Source organism: Streptomyces sp. NPDC046197 (assembly GCF_040646295.1).
GTDB lineage: Bacteria > Actinomycetota > Actinomycetes > Streptomycetales > Streptomycetaceae > Streptomyces.
The window spans coordinates 65,127-79,933 of sequence record NZ_JBEYZY010000002.1; the positions used below are offsets into that span (position 1 = coordinate 65,127).

At 69.9% G+C, this 14,807-nt stretch carries 15 protein-coding genes; 10 read left to right on the plus strand and 5 right to left on the minus strand.

From position 1 onward, the window contains the following. Window positions 1-493: 493 nt before the first annotated feature. On the minus strand, window positions 494-736 hold the full coding sequence (locus AB0A61_RS02980) for a helix-turn-helix domain-containing protein (protein ID WP_189783312.1): 243 nt from the start codon (window positions 734-736) through the stop codon (window positions 494-496). 467 nt (window positions 737-1,203) lie between these two features. Here AB0A61_RS02980 and AB0A61_RS02985 point away from each other — a divergent pair, with 467 nt between their 5' ends. Both AB0A61_RS02985 and AB0A61_RS02990 read left to right on the plus strand, forming a co-directional pair. Further along, on the plus strand, window positions 1,204-1,521 hold the full coding sequence (locus tag AB0A61_RS02985) for a helix-turn-helix transcriptional regulator (RefSeq protein ID WP_189783311.1): 318 nt from the start codon (window positions 1,204-1,206) through the stop codon (window positions 1,519-1,521). Window position 1,522: 1 nt separating this feature from the next. Beyond that, window positions 1,523-2,878, plus strand: a complete 1,356-nt coding sequence (locus AB0A61_RS02990) for a tyrosine-type recombinase/integrase (RefSeq protein WP_361286210.1) — start codon at window positions 1,523-1,525, stop codon at window positions 2,876-2,878. A gap of 66 nt (window positions 2,879-2,944) precedes the next feature. On the opposite strand, the gene AB0A61_RS02995 is transcribed toward AB0A61_RS02990, so the two are convergent. Continuing rightward, entirely contained in the window at window positions 2,945-3,583 is a 639-nt protein-coding gene (locus AB0A61_RS02995; RefSeq protein ID WP_361285160.1) for a hypothetical protein, read from the minus strand. A 382-nt stretch (window positions 3,584-3,965) separates the two neighbouring features. On the opposite strand from AB0A61_RS02995, the gene hemL reads away from it, so the two are divergent. The 8 genes from hemL (at window position 3,966) to AB0A61_RS03035 (ending at window position 12,482) form a co-directional block, all read left to right on the plus strand. Beyond that, complete coding sequence (hemL, locus tag AB0A61_RS03000) at window positions 3,966-5,285, plus strand: glutamate-1-semialdehyde 2,1-aminomutase (protein ID WP_361285163.1); 1,320 nt, start codon at window positions 3,966-3,968, stop codon at window positions 5,283-5,285. 89 nt (window positions 5,286-5,374) lie between these two features. Next, on the plus strand, window positions 5,375-6,022 hold the full coding sequence (locus tag AB0A61_RS03005) for a histidine phosphatase family protein (protein ID WP_361286213.1): 648 nt from the start codon (window positions 5,375-5,377) through the stop codon (window positions 6,020-6,022). A gap of 239 nt (window positions 6,023-6,261) precedes the next feature. Continuing rightward, the gene (locus AB0A61_RS03010; protein WP_361285165.1) at window positions 6,262-7,545 is read left to right on the plus strand and encodes a hypothetical protein; all 1,284 of its coding nucleotides are present in this window, start codon (window positions 6,262-6,264) and stop codon (window positions 7,543-7,545) included. Between the two features lie 66 nt (window positions 7,546-7,611). Beyond that, complete coding sequence (locus AB0A61_RS03015) at window positions 7,612-8,256, plus strand: TlpA disulfide reductase family protein (RefSeq protein ID WP_361285168.1); 645 nt, start codon at window positions 7,612-7,614, stop codon at window positions 8,254-8,256. A gap of 6 nt (window positions 8,257-8,262) precedes the next feature. After that, the gene (locus AB0A61_RS03020; protein WP_361285171.1) at window positions 8,263-9,033 is read left to right on the plus strand and encodes a cytochrome c biogenesis protein CcdA; all 771 of its coding nucleotides are present in this window, start codon (window positions 8,263-8,265) and stop codon (window positions 9,031-9,033) included. A 3-nt stretch (window positions 9,034-9,036) separates the two neighbouring features. After that, window positions 9,037-10,866 (plus strand): cytochrome c biogenesis protein ResB, encoded by a 1,830-nt coding sequence (locus AB0A61_RS03025; protein ID WP_361285174.1) that lies wholly within the window; start codon window positions 9,037-9,039, stop codon window positions 10,864-10,866. Beyond that, window positions 10,863-11,966: a c-type cytochrome biogenesis protein CcsB gene (gene ccsB / locus AB0A61_RS03030; RefSeq protein WP_361285176.1), complete on the plus strand. Its 1,104-nt coding sequence runs from the start codon at window positions 10,863-10,865 to the stop codon at window positions 11,964-11,966. The genes AB0A61_RS03025 and ccsB overlap by 4 nt, the downstream gene beginning before the upstream one ends. A gap of 114 nt (window positions 11,967-12,080) precedes the next feature. Continuing rightward, complete coding sequence (locus AB0A61_RS03035; protein ID WP_361285179.1) at window positions 12,081-12,482, plus strand: SRPBCC domain-containing protein; 402 nt, start codon at window positions 12,081-12,083, stop codon at window positions 12,480-12,482. Between the two features lie 72 nt (window positions 12,483-12,554). Here the strand turns inward: AB0A61_RS03035 and AB0A61_RS03040 are convergent, their stop codons facing one another. The 3 genes from AB0A61_RS03040 to AB0A61_RS03050 all read right to left on the minus strand — a co-directional run bounded on the left by AB0A61_RS03040 (window position 12,555) and on the right by AB0A61_RS03050 (window position 14,693). Further along, window positions 12,555-13,529: a 2-oxoglutarate and iron-dependent oxygenase domain-containing protein gene (locus tag AB0A61_RS03040; RefSeq protein WP_361285182.1), complete on the minus strand. Its 975-nt coding sequence runs from the start codon at window positions 13,527-13,529 to the stop codon at window positions 12,555-12,557. Further along, window positions 13,522-13,782, minus strand: coding sequence for a hypothetical protein (locus AB0A61_RS03045; RefSeq protein WP_361285185.1), 261 nt, complete (start codon window positions 13,780-13,782; stop codon window positions 13,522-13,524). The genes AB0A61_RS03040 and AB0A61_RS03045 overlap by 8 nt, the downstream gene beginning before the upstream one ends. Before the next feature lie 134 nt (window positions 13,783-13,916). Then, on the minus strand, window positions 13,917-14,693 hold the full coding sequence (locus tag AB0A61_RS03050) for a MerR family transcriptional regulator (RefSeq protein WP_361285188.1): 777 nt from the start codon (window positions 14,691-14,693) through the stop codon (window positions 13,917-13,919). Between the last annotated feature and the right edge of the window lie 114 nt (window positions 14,694-14,807).

Consider the following 14,807-nt stretch of genomic DNA (forward strand, 5'->3'; position numbering starts at 1 on the left):
CCCACTGCGGTCCCCTGGTGCAACTACCGCCTCTTGGGGACCGGTCCCCGATTTCCCGCCGCTGGCCTGCGGGTTTGCACCGGATGTCGATTCGGGGACCGGGACGTGCGGGGACCGAGTGCCGGGCACGTCGCGGGGACGGTCCCCAACTGCAGCATCGGCAGACGTCTGGGGACGGTCCCCGTCTGCTTCCGCTTCTGCTGGGTGTTCGGCGGTCCCCGACGCGGGGGACTGTGTGTCCTGCTGATCGCTGCGGCGCCAGGGGATGCCCTCGCCGGGGACCGCGGGAGTCGGCCAGACGGTGGGGGAGGTGTTCGTGGTGCTGGGGGACGTAGAGTCCTCCATAGGCGTTCCTCTCCGGTGAGGGGCAGGACGGGCAAGGTCCCGCCCCTCACCAGCTCGTTCGTTCAGGGATGGGCGATCGGCAGGGGAGTCTTCGGCCCTCGGCGTTGGCGCGCCGGGGGCCGCTTCGTTGTCCGCGTCAGATGCGGGATCAGGCCGTGAGGTCGTACGACGTCTGGGCGTCCAGCCACGCGTCCACCTCCGGCCAGCGGTAGCGCAGGTGACGGCCGACCTTGTGGACGCTGGGGCCGATGCCCCGGTACTTCCACTGGTAGAGCGTCTTCACCGGCACTCCGAGATAGGCGGCGACCTCCGCAGGGGTGGCAAGCGGGCCACGCTGGGCAGCCGCAGCGGTGGCAGGGGCGTTGGTGCTGCGGGGAGGGGTCTTCGGCACAGGGCTCCTTTTCGGTCTTGAACAATGGGCTGGACAACACAGCCACACCACCCGGAGAAAAGTCCAGAGTTGGTTCTGAAACTCCTCACTACTTCTTTCGGTGTGGCCGGGGAGAGGGAAACAGTAAGGGTGGATCCCCGGTTGCCGAAATCGCTCCCGCCGGGCCCGAAATTTTCTAGCGGCGAAGCAACCCGCCGAGGTGCCGGAATCCGGTACCTCTGCAGCTCAGAGGTGACACATGGCGGTCAGGGATGACGTGACTGACCCGCCGGGCATCATGGCTGATGTGTGCTCAAATCACCCATATCGAAAACGGCGAGGGAAGGTAACACGATGCCTCGGCCGAAACGCCTCGCGAGGTACCGGAATTCGACGAGACGAACGCCACTTCGCCCCCGAGCGACTATTGGAGAGTTTAAGAGCTAACTCTTGCCATGGCGGCCGGCTGCAAGTTACAGCTATCTGTCATGCCCAACCGACCTGTCGAAATAGGCCCCGCCGGCCTCCACGCCGCCCGCGCCATCGAGCACCTACGTCTCGTGCGCGGCCTGACCCAGCACCAGCTCGCCGCCCGCTGCACCCAGCTGGGCCGTCCGATGGCCAACACCGCCCTCAGCCGCACCGAACGCGCCCGCCGCCGCTGCGACGTAGACGACCTCGTCACGATCGCCACCGCGCTCGGCGCCCCTCCCGCAGCCTTGCTGCTCCCGTGGCCGACGCACTCCCCGGTGTCGCACGCCACCTCCCACTTCCTCATCCCCACCCAGGAGGCCCTTCTTGGCTGACGTGTACGACCGCTGGCACAAGTCCCACCCCAAGCCCACCGAGGTCGAGTGCGGCGAGCACAAGAGCCGTACGAAGCGGATGGTCCCGACTGCCGACCACGGCATCGGTAAGCGTTGGCAGGTCCGTTACCGCGACCTGGACGACCGCCAGCGCAAGGAGAACTTCCACACGAAGGCCGAGGCGGACAACCGCGCCGCCGAGGTCGACGTCGAGATCCGGCAGGGCTCCTACGTCGTCCCCGCTGAGACGAAGCAGACGCTCGTCGCCTACGCGCAGAAGTGGCTCGACGCGAACTCCGTCGGCCCGACGACTGCGCTCCGCTATGAGGCGACGGTCCGCAACCACATCACCGAGCACCTCGGCCGACGCGAGCTGCGATCCCTCAACCAGCCCTCGGTCATCCAGGGTTGGATCCGCACACTCCAGGACGGCGGCCTGGAGGTGTCGACGATCGAGGGCATCTTCGACATCCTCTCCAGCATCCTCGGCGCGGCCGTGGAGGACGGGCTGCTGCCGAAGAACCCGTGCAAGGCGAAGTCGGTCAAGCTCCCGACCGCGACCAAGAAGAAGATCATCCCTTGGCCACTGGAGCGCGTCCGCGGGGTCATCACCGGACTGCCGAAGCGCTTCCAGGCCGGCGGCAAGCTCGCCTTCGGCTGCGGTCTGCGGCAGGGCGAGTTGTTCGGCTTCGCCGTCGAGGACATCGACTTCAAGGGCGGCTGGATCCACGTCAACCGCCAGGTGCGGCTGGTCGGTACGAAGCCCGTCTTCGCCCTGCCCAAGGGCAACAGGATCCGGTCAGTGCCGCTGTCGGCTCAGCTCGCCGCCGCCCTCAAGGCCCACATGAAGGAGTTCCCGCCGGTCGAGGTCACCCTGCCGTGGACCAAGCCGGACGGCGAGCCGAAGACCTTCCGCCTCCTCTTCGTCGACAAGAAGGGGCGGGCCTACAACCGCAGCGTCTTCAACATGGGCGACTGGAAGCGCGCCCTGGCCGCCGCCGGCGTGATCCCTCCCCGCGAGCGCGGAGCGCGCTACCTCCAAGCGGCTCCGGAAGACGGCATGCACGCCCTCCGGCACGCGTATGCCTCCGTGCTCCTGGACGCGGGAGAGAGCATCAAGGCGCTCTCCGAGTACCTCGGACACTCGGACCCGGGCTTCACGCTGCGGACGTACACGCACCTGCTGCCGTCCAGCGAGACCCGCACCCGCAAGGCGATCGACGACGCCTTCACAGAAGCCGAGGGAGAAGCCGAGGCAGAAGCCGACGCAGAAGACGAGGACGACCGGCCCGACACCCAGGGCACATCAGCGCCCCCAGCAAAACCCATGTGCCCTCAATGTGCCCTGGCCGCCTGACGGCCTCTCTCCGCACATGACGAGGGCGGGGTCAGAAACCCCGCCCGAAACCCCTGATACCCCAGGTCAGGGCCACACAAGGCAATAAGGCTGATGCCCCGCCTCATGCAGCCGGTGTGAGAAGTCCTGCCACTCGTGCAGCAGCTGGTACACGTTGAAGGCGTCGCGGGGGCCGCCGCGGTCGGGGACCGTGGACCAGATGAAGGCGGCCGCGCCGACCGCCTCCTCGCCGATGTCGCGGAGGGGGTCGACCACGGTCATCGGGAGCTTGACGACGGCGTAGTCCGGGTGCAGGACGACCAGCTCCAGGGGCGGCACCTTGTGCAGGGGTACGCCCTCGATGCCGGTCAGCACCATGGCGGCCATCGTCTCCGGCTTGATCTTGGTGAACATGCCGTTCATGCCGAGCTCGTCGCCGCCGAGTTCCTCGGGGCGCATCGAGATCGGGACCCGGGCCGCGGTCGCGCCGTCGGGCGCGCCGAAGTATTTGTACGTCACCCCCACTCGACCACCATTCCTGCTCCCCGCCCGGAGGCGGTCCACCCGGCGGTCGATCCGCCGGTCGACCCACTCGGGCTCACCCGGTACACCGTGCGCCTGACGTGTTTCGGCTGCTTCCTCCGCCTCGCGTCGGTGCCTTCCCCGCCGGGCACGTCGAGGACCCAGGTCATCAGTCCCCTCGCCCAGTCCGCCACCGCGATGCATATCTCCACCCGACTGCTTTTCTAGGACGCGTGGCCCCCGCCGCGCAACCCGATCATCGTGTCAGTGACCTCCCCCACGGCCGCCCGCCGAAACGTGCGCTGAACCATTCTGTCCGCAGGATCTTCGCGGCCCTCGACACGACCCTTCGCCATGTCTATACGTACGCGGAGCCCAGTTTCGCAGATGGGCGGGGACAAAGCCGCTCGTTGCGCGGGTCAGTGGTCAAGTGGTCGCTGCGCGTCGCGGTCCGGTCGCGGCGCGTCTCCCGGGTTGCGCGGCCGGACCGCCGCCCCCGGTGCACCGTCCCGGCTGGCCTACCCTGAGGAGGTCACTGCCCACCGGATTTCCGAGAACCCCCGAGAAATCGGAGAAGTCGCAGGTCATGAGCGAACTGCCCTATCCCTACGAAGCCCCTGCCTCGCAGGCGCTGTTCGACCGTGCGGCGGCCGTCACGCCCGGCGGCGTGAACTCGCCGGTGCGTGCCTTCCGTGCCGTGGGCGGTACGCCCCGGTTCATGGTGTCCGGCAGCGGCCCGTACCTGAAGGACGCCGACGGACGGGAGTACGTCGACCTCGTGTGTTCCTGGGGGCCCATGATCCTCGGGCACGCACACCCCGAGGTGCTCGCCGCCGTCCAGGAGGCGGTGGCGCACGGTACGTCCTTCGGTACGCCCGGTGAGGGCGAGGTCGCACTCGCCGAGGAGATGGTCGGCCGGGTCGAGCCCCTCCAGCAGGTGCGGCTCGTCTCCAGTGGGACCGAGGCCACCATGTCGGCGATCCGGCTGGCACGCGGATACACCGGTCGTACCAAGGTGATCAAGTTCGCCGGCTGCTACCACGGGCACGTCGACGCGCTGCTCGCCGCCGCCGGCTCCGGCGTGGCCACCTTCGCGCTGCCCGACACCCCCGGCGTCACCGGCGCCCAGGCCGGCGACACGATCGTCCTGCCGTACAACGACCTCGACGCCGTGCGTGCCGCCTTCGCCGCGCACCCCGGCGAGATCGCCTGCGTGATCACCGAGGCCTCGCCCGGCAACATGGGTGTCGTACCGCCGCTGCCCGGTTTCAACCAGGGGCTCAAGGACGTCTGCGCCGAGCACGGCGCCCTGTACATCTCCGACGAGGTCATGACCGGCTTCCGCACCAGCCGGGCCGGCTGGTTCGGGGTCGACGGGGTCCGGCCCGACCTGATGACCTTCGGCAAGGTGATGGGCGGCGGCTTCCCGGCCGCGGCCTTCGGCGGTCGCGCCGACGTCATGGCGCACCTGGCCCCGGCCGGGCCCGTCTACCAGGCCGGCACCCTGTCCGGGAACCCGGTCGCCACCGCCGCCGGCCTCGCCCAGCTGCGTCTGCTCGACGAGGCCGCGTACGGCAAGGTCAACGCCGTGTCGCACCAGATCCAGGTGCTCGTCTCCGAGGCACTCACCAAGGAGGGTGTGGCGCACACCCTGCAGAACGCCTCCAACATGTTCTCCGTGTTCTTCACGGACCGCCCGGTGCGCAACTACGACGACGCCAAGGCGCAGGAGTCGTACCGCTTCACCGCCTTCTTCCACGCGATGCTGGCCAACGGCGTCTACCTGCCGCCGTCCTCCTTCGAATCGTGGTTCGTCTCCACCGCGCACGACGAGCGCGCCCTTCAGCGGATCGCCGACGCCCTTCCGGCGGCGGCCCGGGCGGCTGCGGAGGCGACGGCGGCATGAGCGAGAACCAGAGCACCAACGGCACCGGAAACAGCGGCACCGGAAACAGCAACACCGGGAAAAGCGACGACATCACCGTCGTGCACCTCATGCGGCACGGCGAGGTCGAGAACCCGGACGGCATCCTCTACGGCCGGCTGCCCGGCTACCACCTCTCAGAGCTCGGCCGGCAGATGGCCGAGCGGGTCGCCGAGCACCTCGCCTCCCGCGACATCACCCACGTCGTCGCGTCCCCGCTGGAGCGGGCGCAGGAGACGGCGACGCCGATCGCCAAGGCGCACGGGCTGGACCTGGCCACCGACGAGCGGCTGATCGAGGCCGAGAACGTCTTCCAGGGCAAGACCTTCGGTGTCGGCGACGGTGCGCTGCGCCGGCCCGGCAACTGGAAGCACGTGATCAACCCGTTCAAGCCGTCGTGGGGCGAGCCGTACGTCGACCAGGTGGTGCGCATGACGGGTGCGCTCAACTCGGCGAAGGACGCGGCGCGCGGGCACGAGGCGGTGCTCGTCAGTCATCAGCTGCCGATCTGGATCGTGCGCTCCTACGTCGAGCGGCGGCGGCTGTGGCACGACCCGCGCAAGCGGCAGTGCACACTCGCGTCGCTCACCACGTTCACGTACCGGGGCGACCGGATCGTCTCCGTCGGCTACACCGAGCCGGCCCGCGATCTGGTGCCGGCTCATCTCCTCGCGGGCGCCAAGCCGGTGAAGGGCCAGGGCAAGGCGTTCGGCGCGTAGGGACGGACCCGCGGTCCCCGGGCACGGCGCCCGGGCGCCGCGTCCGGTCACGGCGCCCGGGTGCGGCGTCCGGCGCGTAAAGACCGGGCAACGCACCGGATACGTACGGGACAAGCCTCGAGTACGCACTAAAACATTCGTTACATTTATTACGAAAAACGTATCGGGCTGCGGAACCTCCCCGATCGTCATGCCCTCTGACTGAGTGACACCAGAGGACGTGAAGAATCGGGGATCTCATGCGCACCTTCTCCCGAAGGGGAATGCTCGGCCTTGGCGCGGGCACCGCTGCCGCCGTCGGGCTTGCGGGCTGCGGCAGCCTCAACTCTTCGGACGGCTCGGGCCACGCCGGCGGTTCCGGGGACGGGAGTTCGCGCGGTTCGACCACCCCCGCCCGCCCCATCGGTGACGGGTCGACGTCGTTCACCGGCAAGCAGCCGTTCCAGCCGGCCAAGCCGGTGCCGCTGGAACCGGGCCAGACCCCGCCGCAGTTCGTCATCTTCTCCTGGGACGGAGCCGGCGAGGTCGGCAACGGCCTGTTCCCGCGCTTCCTGGACCTCGCCAAGCAGCACGGCGCGCACATGACCTTCTTCCTCTCCGGGCTGTACCTGCTGCCGGAGGGCAAGAAGCGCATGTACGACCCGCCGAACAACCCGCGCGGCGCCTCCGCCATCGGCTACCTCGCCGACGACCACATCAAGTCGACGCTGGCCAACGTCCGCCGCGCCTGGCTCGAGGGCCACGAGATCGGCACCCACTTCAACGGTCACTTCTGCGGTGAGGTCCACGGCTCGGTCAAGCACTGGACGCCCCAGCAGTGGCGCAGCGAGATCGACCAGGCCAGGTCCTTCGTGAAGCAGTGGAAGACCAACACCGGCTGGCACGACCTGCCTTCGCTGCCCTTCGACTACGACAAGGAACTCGTCGGCGGCCGCACCCCCTGCCTGCTCGGCCAGGGCAACCTGCTGCCCACCGCCCGTGAGCTCGGCTGGCGCTACGACGCCTCCTCGCCCGGCGGCCTCCAGGTGTGGCCGGTGAAGAAGCACGGGATCTGGGACCTGCCGTTGCAGCAGATACCTTTCCCTGGACGCCGCTTCCAGGTCCTGTCGATGGACTACAACATGCTGGCCAACCAGTCCGTGAACACCACCAAGGCCCCGGCCTACAACTACCCGGGCTGGCGCCAGCAGTCCGCCCAGGCGTACATCCAGGGCTTCAAGCGGGCATACGAGACAAACCGGGCGCCCTTCTTCATAGGCAACCACTTCGAGAAGTGGAACGGCGGTATCTACATGGACGCCGTCGAGGAGGCCTTCAAGCACATCGCGCGGGAGAAGGAGAAGGGCGCGGACGTGCGCCTGGTCTCCTTCCGGCAGTTCGTCGACTGGATCGACGTCCAGAAGCCGGAGGTGCTCGCCAAGCTGCGCACCCTGGGGGTCGGGCAGCAGCCCAGCGGCGGTTGGAAGACGTTCCTCCAGGACGTCGGCACGCAGAGCACGAAGGGCACGCCGAGCGCGGCCTGAAATGCGCTTTTCCGCCCGAGAGGGGGGTGCGCAAGATCCCCGGAACGGACATGCGAAACTTTTCACATGAGTGCCGTCAGCCGCGCCCCCCTGGGTTCGAACCGCACCCGCCGCACGCCCCGCGCCCGTAGCCGCGCGGCCCTGCTCTCCGCCGGGGCCGCCGCCGCGCTGGCGCTGACGCTGTCCGCCTGCGGTGCGGGCGGCACCTCCGGCGGCTCCGGCAACACCAACTTCATCACCGGCTCCGACGGCATCGCGACCGTCAAGAAGGGCGAGCGCAAGCCCGCGCCCGACCTGTCGGGCAAGACCGTGGACGGCAAGCAGGTCGACGTCGCCGGCTTCAAGGGCAAGGTCGTCGTCCTCAACGTGTGGGGCTCCTGGTGCGCCCCCTGCCGGGCGGAGGCGCCCAACCTGGTCAAGGTGGCCAAGGACAGCGCCGCCAAGGGTGTGCAGTTCGTCGGCATCAACACCCGCGACACCAGCACCCAGCCCGCCGTCGCCTTCGAGAAGCAGTACGGGGTTCCGTACCCGAGCCTGTACGACCCGACCGGCAAGCTGCTGCTGCGCTTCAAGGCGGGCACCCTCAACCCGCAGGCCATCCCGACCACCATCGTCATCGACCGGGACGGCAACATCGCGGCGCGTGCGCTGCAGGCGCTCAGCGAGGACAAGCTGCGTGAGATGCTCGACCCCGTCGCCGCGGAGAAGTGAGCCGTCGTGCTACTGGCCGCCATCAACGATGTCCCCGCGCCCAACCAGACGGTGTTCAGCGGAGCCCTGCTGCTCGCGCTGCCCGTCGCGCTGCTCGGCGGGCTCGTCTCCTTCTTCTCCCCGTGTGTCCTGCCGCTCGTCCCCGGCTACCTCTCCTATGTGACCGGGGTCACCGGCACCGACCTCGGTGACGCCCGCCGGGGCCGGATGGCCGCGGGAGCCGCGCTGTTCGTGCTCGGCTTCACGGCCGTGTTCGTCTCCGGCGGGGCACTGTTCGGGTCCTTCGGGCACACCCTGCAGGAATACAAGGAAACCCTGAGCAAGGTGCTGGGCGTCCTCATGATCTTGCTGGGTGTCCTCTTCATGGGGCTGATGCCCTGGCTCACCCAGCGCGAGTTCCGCTTCCACAAGCGGCCGACCACCGGACTGGTGGGCGCACCCGTCCTGGGGGCGCTGTTCGGGATCGGCTGGACACCGTGCATCGGCCCGACCCTCGCCTCGGTGATGGCGCTCTCCTCCGACCAGGGGAGCGCCGGACGCGGGGCCCTGCTCATGGTCGCCTACTGCGCCGGTCTCGGCATCCCGTTCGTGCTCACCGCGGTCGCCTTCCGCAAGGCCCTCGGTGCCTTCGGCTGGGTCAAGCGCCACTATGTCTGGGTGATGCGCATCGGCGGCACGATGATGATCGTGACCGGTGCGCTGCTGCTGACCGGTGCCTGGGACCGCCTGGTGCAGGAGATGCAGACCTGGTCCGACGGCTTCACTGTGGGGATCTGATCGATGAGCAAGACCACGACGAACGAGCAGACCCCGGCAGCCCCGCCCCCCGGCGACGACGAGCTGGGCGCCGCCGGCTCCCAGCTGTCCACCGCCCCTGTCGAGACGGCCATCCCCGGCTCCTTCGGCGGCAGCCGCGCACCCGGCCCGAGCGGCTGGTTCGCCTGGACGGGGCGCGAGATCCTCGGCTGGGCCCGCTGGTTCTGGCGGCAGCTGACCTCCATGCGGGTCGCGCTGCTGCTGCTGTTCCTGCTCTCCCTCGGCGCGGTCCCCGGCTCGCTCATCCCGCAGACCGGCAGCGACGCGATGAAGGTGCAGGCCTTCAGGGACTCCCACACGACGCTGGCGCCGATCTACGACAAGCTCGGCCTCTTCCACGTCTACAGCTCGGCGTGGTTCTCCGCGATCTACATCCTGCTGTTCGTCTCGCTGATCGGCTGCATCGTGCCGCGCACCTGGCAGTTCGTCGGCCAGCTGCGCGCCCGCCCGCCGGGTGCCCCCAAGCGGCTGACCAGGCTGCCCGCGTACGCCACCTGGCGCACCGCGGCCTCCCCGCAGGAGGTCCGCGACAGCGCTCTGCAGGTCCTCAAGCAGCGCCGCTTCCGCGCCCACCTCGCCGGTGACGCCGTCGCCGCCGAGAAGGGCTATCTGCGCGAGGCGGGCAACCTGGTCTTCCACATCGCCCTGATCGTGCTGCTGGTCGCCTTCGCCTGGGGCCAGCTGTACAAGACCGAGGGCAACAAGCTGATCGTCGAGGGCGACGGCTTCGCCAACACCCTCATCCAGTACGACGACTTCAAGTCCGGCAACCTCTTCAACGACGACGACCTGGTGCCGTTCAGCTTCGACCTGGAGAAGTTCACCGCCACCTACGAGCGGAACGGGCCGAACAAGGGAACCCCGCGCACCTTCCAGGCCGACCTCTCCTACAGCCGGGGCGCCGAGGGCAAGGACACGAAGACCACCATCAAGGTCAACGAGCCGCTGGAGATCGGCGACGCCAAGGTCTACCTGGTCAGCCACGGCTACGCCCCCACGGTCACCGTCCGGGACGGCAAGGGCGACGTCGTCCTGCACCAGGCGGTGCCGCTGCTGCCGATCGACTCCAACGAGACCTCGCAGGGCGCCATCAAGGTCCTCGACGGCTACCGGAACGCCCAGGGCCGGTCCGAACAGCTCGGCTTCGCCGCGTTCTTCGTGCCGACCTTCGCCGGGGCCGGCAAGGGCACGATGTTCTCCCAGTTCCCGGCGCTGGACTACCCCGTACTGGCCCTGTCGGGGTACCACGGCGACCTGGGTGTCGACGCGGGCGTCCCGCAGAACGTCTACCAGCTGAACACCAAGAACCTGAAGCAGTTCAAGGACGCCAAGGGCAACGTCGTCAAGGCCCGTCTGCTGCCCGGCGAGACCATGACACTGCCGAACGGCGCCGGCTCCATCACCTTCGACAAGGACATCAAGGAGTGGGCCGGCTTCCAGATCGTCCAGCAGCCCGGCACCGGCTGGGCGCTGGGCGGTGCGGTCGCAGCCATCTTCGGTCTGGCGGGCTCCCTGTTCATCCAGCGCCGCCGCGTCTGGGTGCGCGCCGTCGAGGGGCCGGACGGAGTGACGGTCGTCGAGGTCGCGGGTCTGGGCCGCAGCGAGTCCGCGAAACTCCCCGAGGAGATCGGCGACCTGGCCGCCCTCGTGCACGACGAGGCGCCCAGCAGGACCGACGACCTCGATCCCGACCCCGACACCTATTCCGACACCTATTCCGACCCCGACCCCGACACCGCCAAGGAGCCGGGCGCCGACACCTCCGTACCCGCCGAAGGGGCTGAGAAGAAGTGACTCTCGCCGCCGCAACCGAGCTCGCCACGGCGACCAACGAACATCTCGCGAACATCAGCAACACGCTGGTCTACTCCGCGATGGCCGTCTACACCCTGGCCTTCTTCGCGTACATCGCCGAATGGCTGTTCGGCAGCCGCAGCAAGGTCGCCCGCACGGCGGCCGCGCTGACCGCCCGGACGGAGGAGGCCCGGACGCAGGGCCCCGCGGTCACGGTGAAGTCGGCCGGGGGCACGGCCGTCATGGAGCGCCCCAAGGTCGTGGTGCGTTCCGCGGCCGGCGCGCGTGACGTGCCCGACGGGCCGGGTGCGCACGGCGGCGACGAGCAGGGCGACCTGTACGGCCGGATCGCGGTGTCCCTCACCGTGCTCGCGTTCCTGGTCGAGCTCGGCGGCGTCGTCGCCCGCGCGGCCTCGGTGGAGCGGGCGCCGTGGGGCAACATGTACGAGTTCAACATCACGTTCTCCACGGTCGCCGTCGGCGTGTACCTCGGGCTGCTGGCGCTGAGGAAGAACGTGCGCTGGCTCGGTCTGTTCCTCACCACCACGGTCCTGCTCGACCTGGGCCTGGCCGTCACCGTCCTGTACACCGCCAGCGACCAGCTCGTCCCCGCGCTGCACTCGTACTGGCTGTACATCCACGTCTCCACGGCGATCTTCTGCGGCGCGGTCCTCTACGTCGGAGCGGTCGGCACGCTGCTGTACCTCTTCAAGGACTCCTACGAGAACAAGCTCGCCTCCGGTGGCCGGCCCGGGACCTTCGCCACCTCCGTCCTGGAGCGGCTGCCCGCCGCCGCGACCCTCGACAAGTTCGCCTACCGCGTGAACGCAGCCGTCTTCCCGCTGTGGACCTTCACGATCATCGCGGGCTCCATCTGGGCCGAGTCCGCCTGGGGCCGCTACTGGGGCTGGGACCCCAAGGAGACCTGGGCCTTCATCACCTGGGTCGCCTACGCCTGCTACCTGCACGCCCGTTCCACCGCCGGCTGGAAGGGCCGCAAGGCGGCCTACATCGCGCTCATCGCCTTCGGCTGCTGGCTGTTCAACTACTACGGCGTCAACATCTTCGTGGGCGGCAAGCACTCCTACGCGGGCGTCTGAGCCCCGGAGCCGAGGCCGGTTCCCCGTGACGCAGGTCAGGGGGGCCGGCCTCCGGCGTACCGGCGGCGCACGCAATCACGTGCGGAAGCCCGCGCCACGAGTCAGGCTGGTGTCATGACCGGATCCATAGCACAGGGCAGCAGCCAGACCCACGGGAACACGCACATCATCCACTTCTTGATGCGGTTCCCGCGGCCCATGGAGAAGGTCTGGCCGGCGCTGGCCACCCCGGAGGGACTCGGGGACTGGTTCACCGCCGTCGATGAACTGGAGCCCCGGCTCGGCGGCGCGGTCACCCTGCGTGGCCTCGGCAGCGGACGGATCACCGCCTGGGACGTGGACCGGGTCGCCGAGTACACGGTGGAGGGCGGCGGCCGCATCCGCTTCCATCTGGAACGCGACGGGGAGGACGGCTGCGCGCTCCGCTTCACCCACGAGTTCCAGGGCGAGGCGGAGTCCGAGCCCCGCTGGCGGGCCCGCTTCGAACGGCTGATCGACAAGGTTCGGGGGACCTAGGTGTGCTGTCCCGGCCCAGGGGGTGTCGTTCTCGCGGCCGCCCCGCGACAGGGCCCAGGTGTACTGACCCGCTCACCCGACGGTGATCGAGTCCAGCTTCTGCCGCAGGTACACATGCGAGTCGACCGGTTCGTACGCCACCCGCCCCACCGGCGCCGGGACCGACTCCACGAGCGTGCCCGGGGTGCACTCCCCGAAGTACACCAGCGACATCAGCTCCTCGGCCGGCTCGTCCGCGGGCGGAGGCAGTACCCGGTGCCGCCCCGGCCGCCACCGGTCACCGGTCCACCGGGCCAGCAGATCACCGATGTTGACGGTGAACGCCTCGGGGTCGTACGGGGCGTCCTCCCAGCCGGCTTCGTCGGTGAAGACCTGCAGTCCGCCCTTCCCGGCCTGCCGGTCCAGGATCGTCACCGTCCCGAAGTCGGTGTGCGGCCCGATCCGGAACTGCCCCGGTTCCGGTGCGCCGGTCACCGCGGTCCCCGGGTACCAGTTGATGTTGAAGCCGTACGTCGGGTGCGCCATGTGCCGGGTGAAGAAGTCCGCCCGGAGCCCGAGGGCCGCGCCCAGCAGCCGGAGCAGCAGGTTCTCCAACTCGGCCATCCGCGCCAGGTACTCCTCGCACAGCGGCCTCAGCTCCGGCACCTCGGCGGGCCACACGTTGGGCGCGTACCACTGGGCGTTGACGGCCGGGTCGTCGAACGGCTCCTGGGTCGCGAAGGTCAGCGACTCCTTCAGGTCCGGCGGTGTTTCGGTCCCCTCCGCGTACCCGTTCGCCTCCGCGCCGGGCCCCAGCCAGCCGCGCCCGCCGACCTTCGCCGCGTAGCGCTCCTTGACCGGCGCGGGCAGGGTGAAGAACGCCCGTGCCACCTGCCGGATCCGGGACCGCAGCCCCGGATCCACACCATGCCCGGTGACCAGGAGGAACCCGGCGCTCTGCAGGGCCCGGTCGACGGTGCGGGCGATCCCGCCGCAGGCCCCGGCGGCGCCGGAGAGCCAGGGGCGCAGGTCGATGGTCGGGATGCGCGGGGCGCTGGTGCTACTCACCGATGTCCTCGTTCCACAGATCCGGATGGTCCCTGACGAAGCCGCGCATCAGCCCGGCACACTCGGGGTCGTCCAGGAGCACGACCCGCGTCGACGGGTCGCCGTCCTGCGCGCGGCGGGTGCGGCCGCGGCCGAGCAGCGTGCCTTCGGCGCCGTGGAGCGCCGCGCCGACGGGGATGCCGCCCTCGGCCGGACCCGCGCGGGCCTCGGCGAGGGCCGGGGCGAGCCACGCCCGCGCCTGTACCCGGTGCATGTCCTCACTCTGCGGGTGCCGGAGCGCCGGGGCAACGGCACGGGCCCGCCGTCCCGGAGGGCGGACCGGGAAAGGGCCGCGGAACCCGGGAGGGGCCGAGGTGACCCGGTGGGTGCTCGTCGCCCTCGCCGCGATCACCCGGGTGATGGTCCCGGCCCACCTGCTGTCGATCCTGTCGTCGTCCCGGCTGCGCTGAGCGGGAGATCAGCGGCACTGCCGAGGTAGTCGTCAAGCCGGCCCGCCCCCTCCAGCATCGCCCGCGTCCGCGCCGTCAGCGCCTCCCCCCGGGCCGTCACCGCCGCCCGCAGCGCCTCCGTGCTGCCCTCGCGGCGCAGGCCGTCCACGACCGGGCGGATCTGGTCGAACACGTGGTGGCTGAGGCGCAGCGTGTGGATGATCCGGGCGTCGCGCACGTCCGCCGGGCCGTACGTCCGGTACCCGGTGCCCTGCTCCCGCCCGGGCGTCAGCAGCCCGGCCGCCTCCCACACCCGCAGTGCGGACGTCCGGACGCCGAGCAGCGCGGCCACCTCCCCGATCCGTAGTCCGGCCTGCGGCACGGCGTCCAACGGCCGCCCGGTGAGGGTCCGCAGGGCGTCGCCGGTCGCCCGCAGCGCGGTGCGCTCCTGGTGCAGCCCCGCGTGTGCGGCGTCCACGAGGGCGAGCGCGCCCGGTACGTCCCCGGAGTGCACCGCCTGCATGATCCGCGCCGCGACGACCGGCCCGTACCCCTTCCCCAGGGTCCGGTACGTCAGCAGTGCCCGCAGGTGCACATCCCGGAAGATCCGGTAGCCGCACGCGGTACGCGCGGCCGGGGGCAGGACGCCCGCGTCCTCGTAGTTGCGGATCTGCTGCGTCGACACCCCGGCGCAGCGGGCCAGGTCGACGGGTCGGAGACGATCGTCGTTCCTCATGGAGTTGAAGGCTATGGGGTCCCGTGGCCCACGGCTGCACCCTCGACGCCGGTATCCGGTCGGTGAACCGGCCGTATCCGCAAACGACTTGCTCCTTTGCGGCGGGAAAGCGTG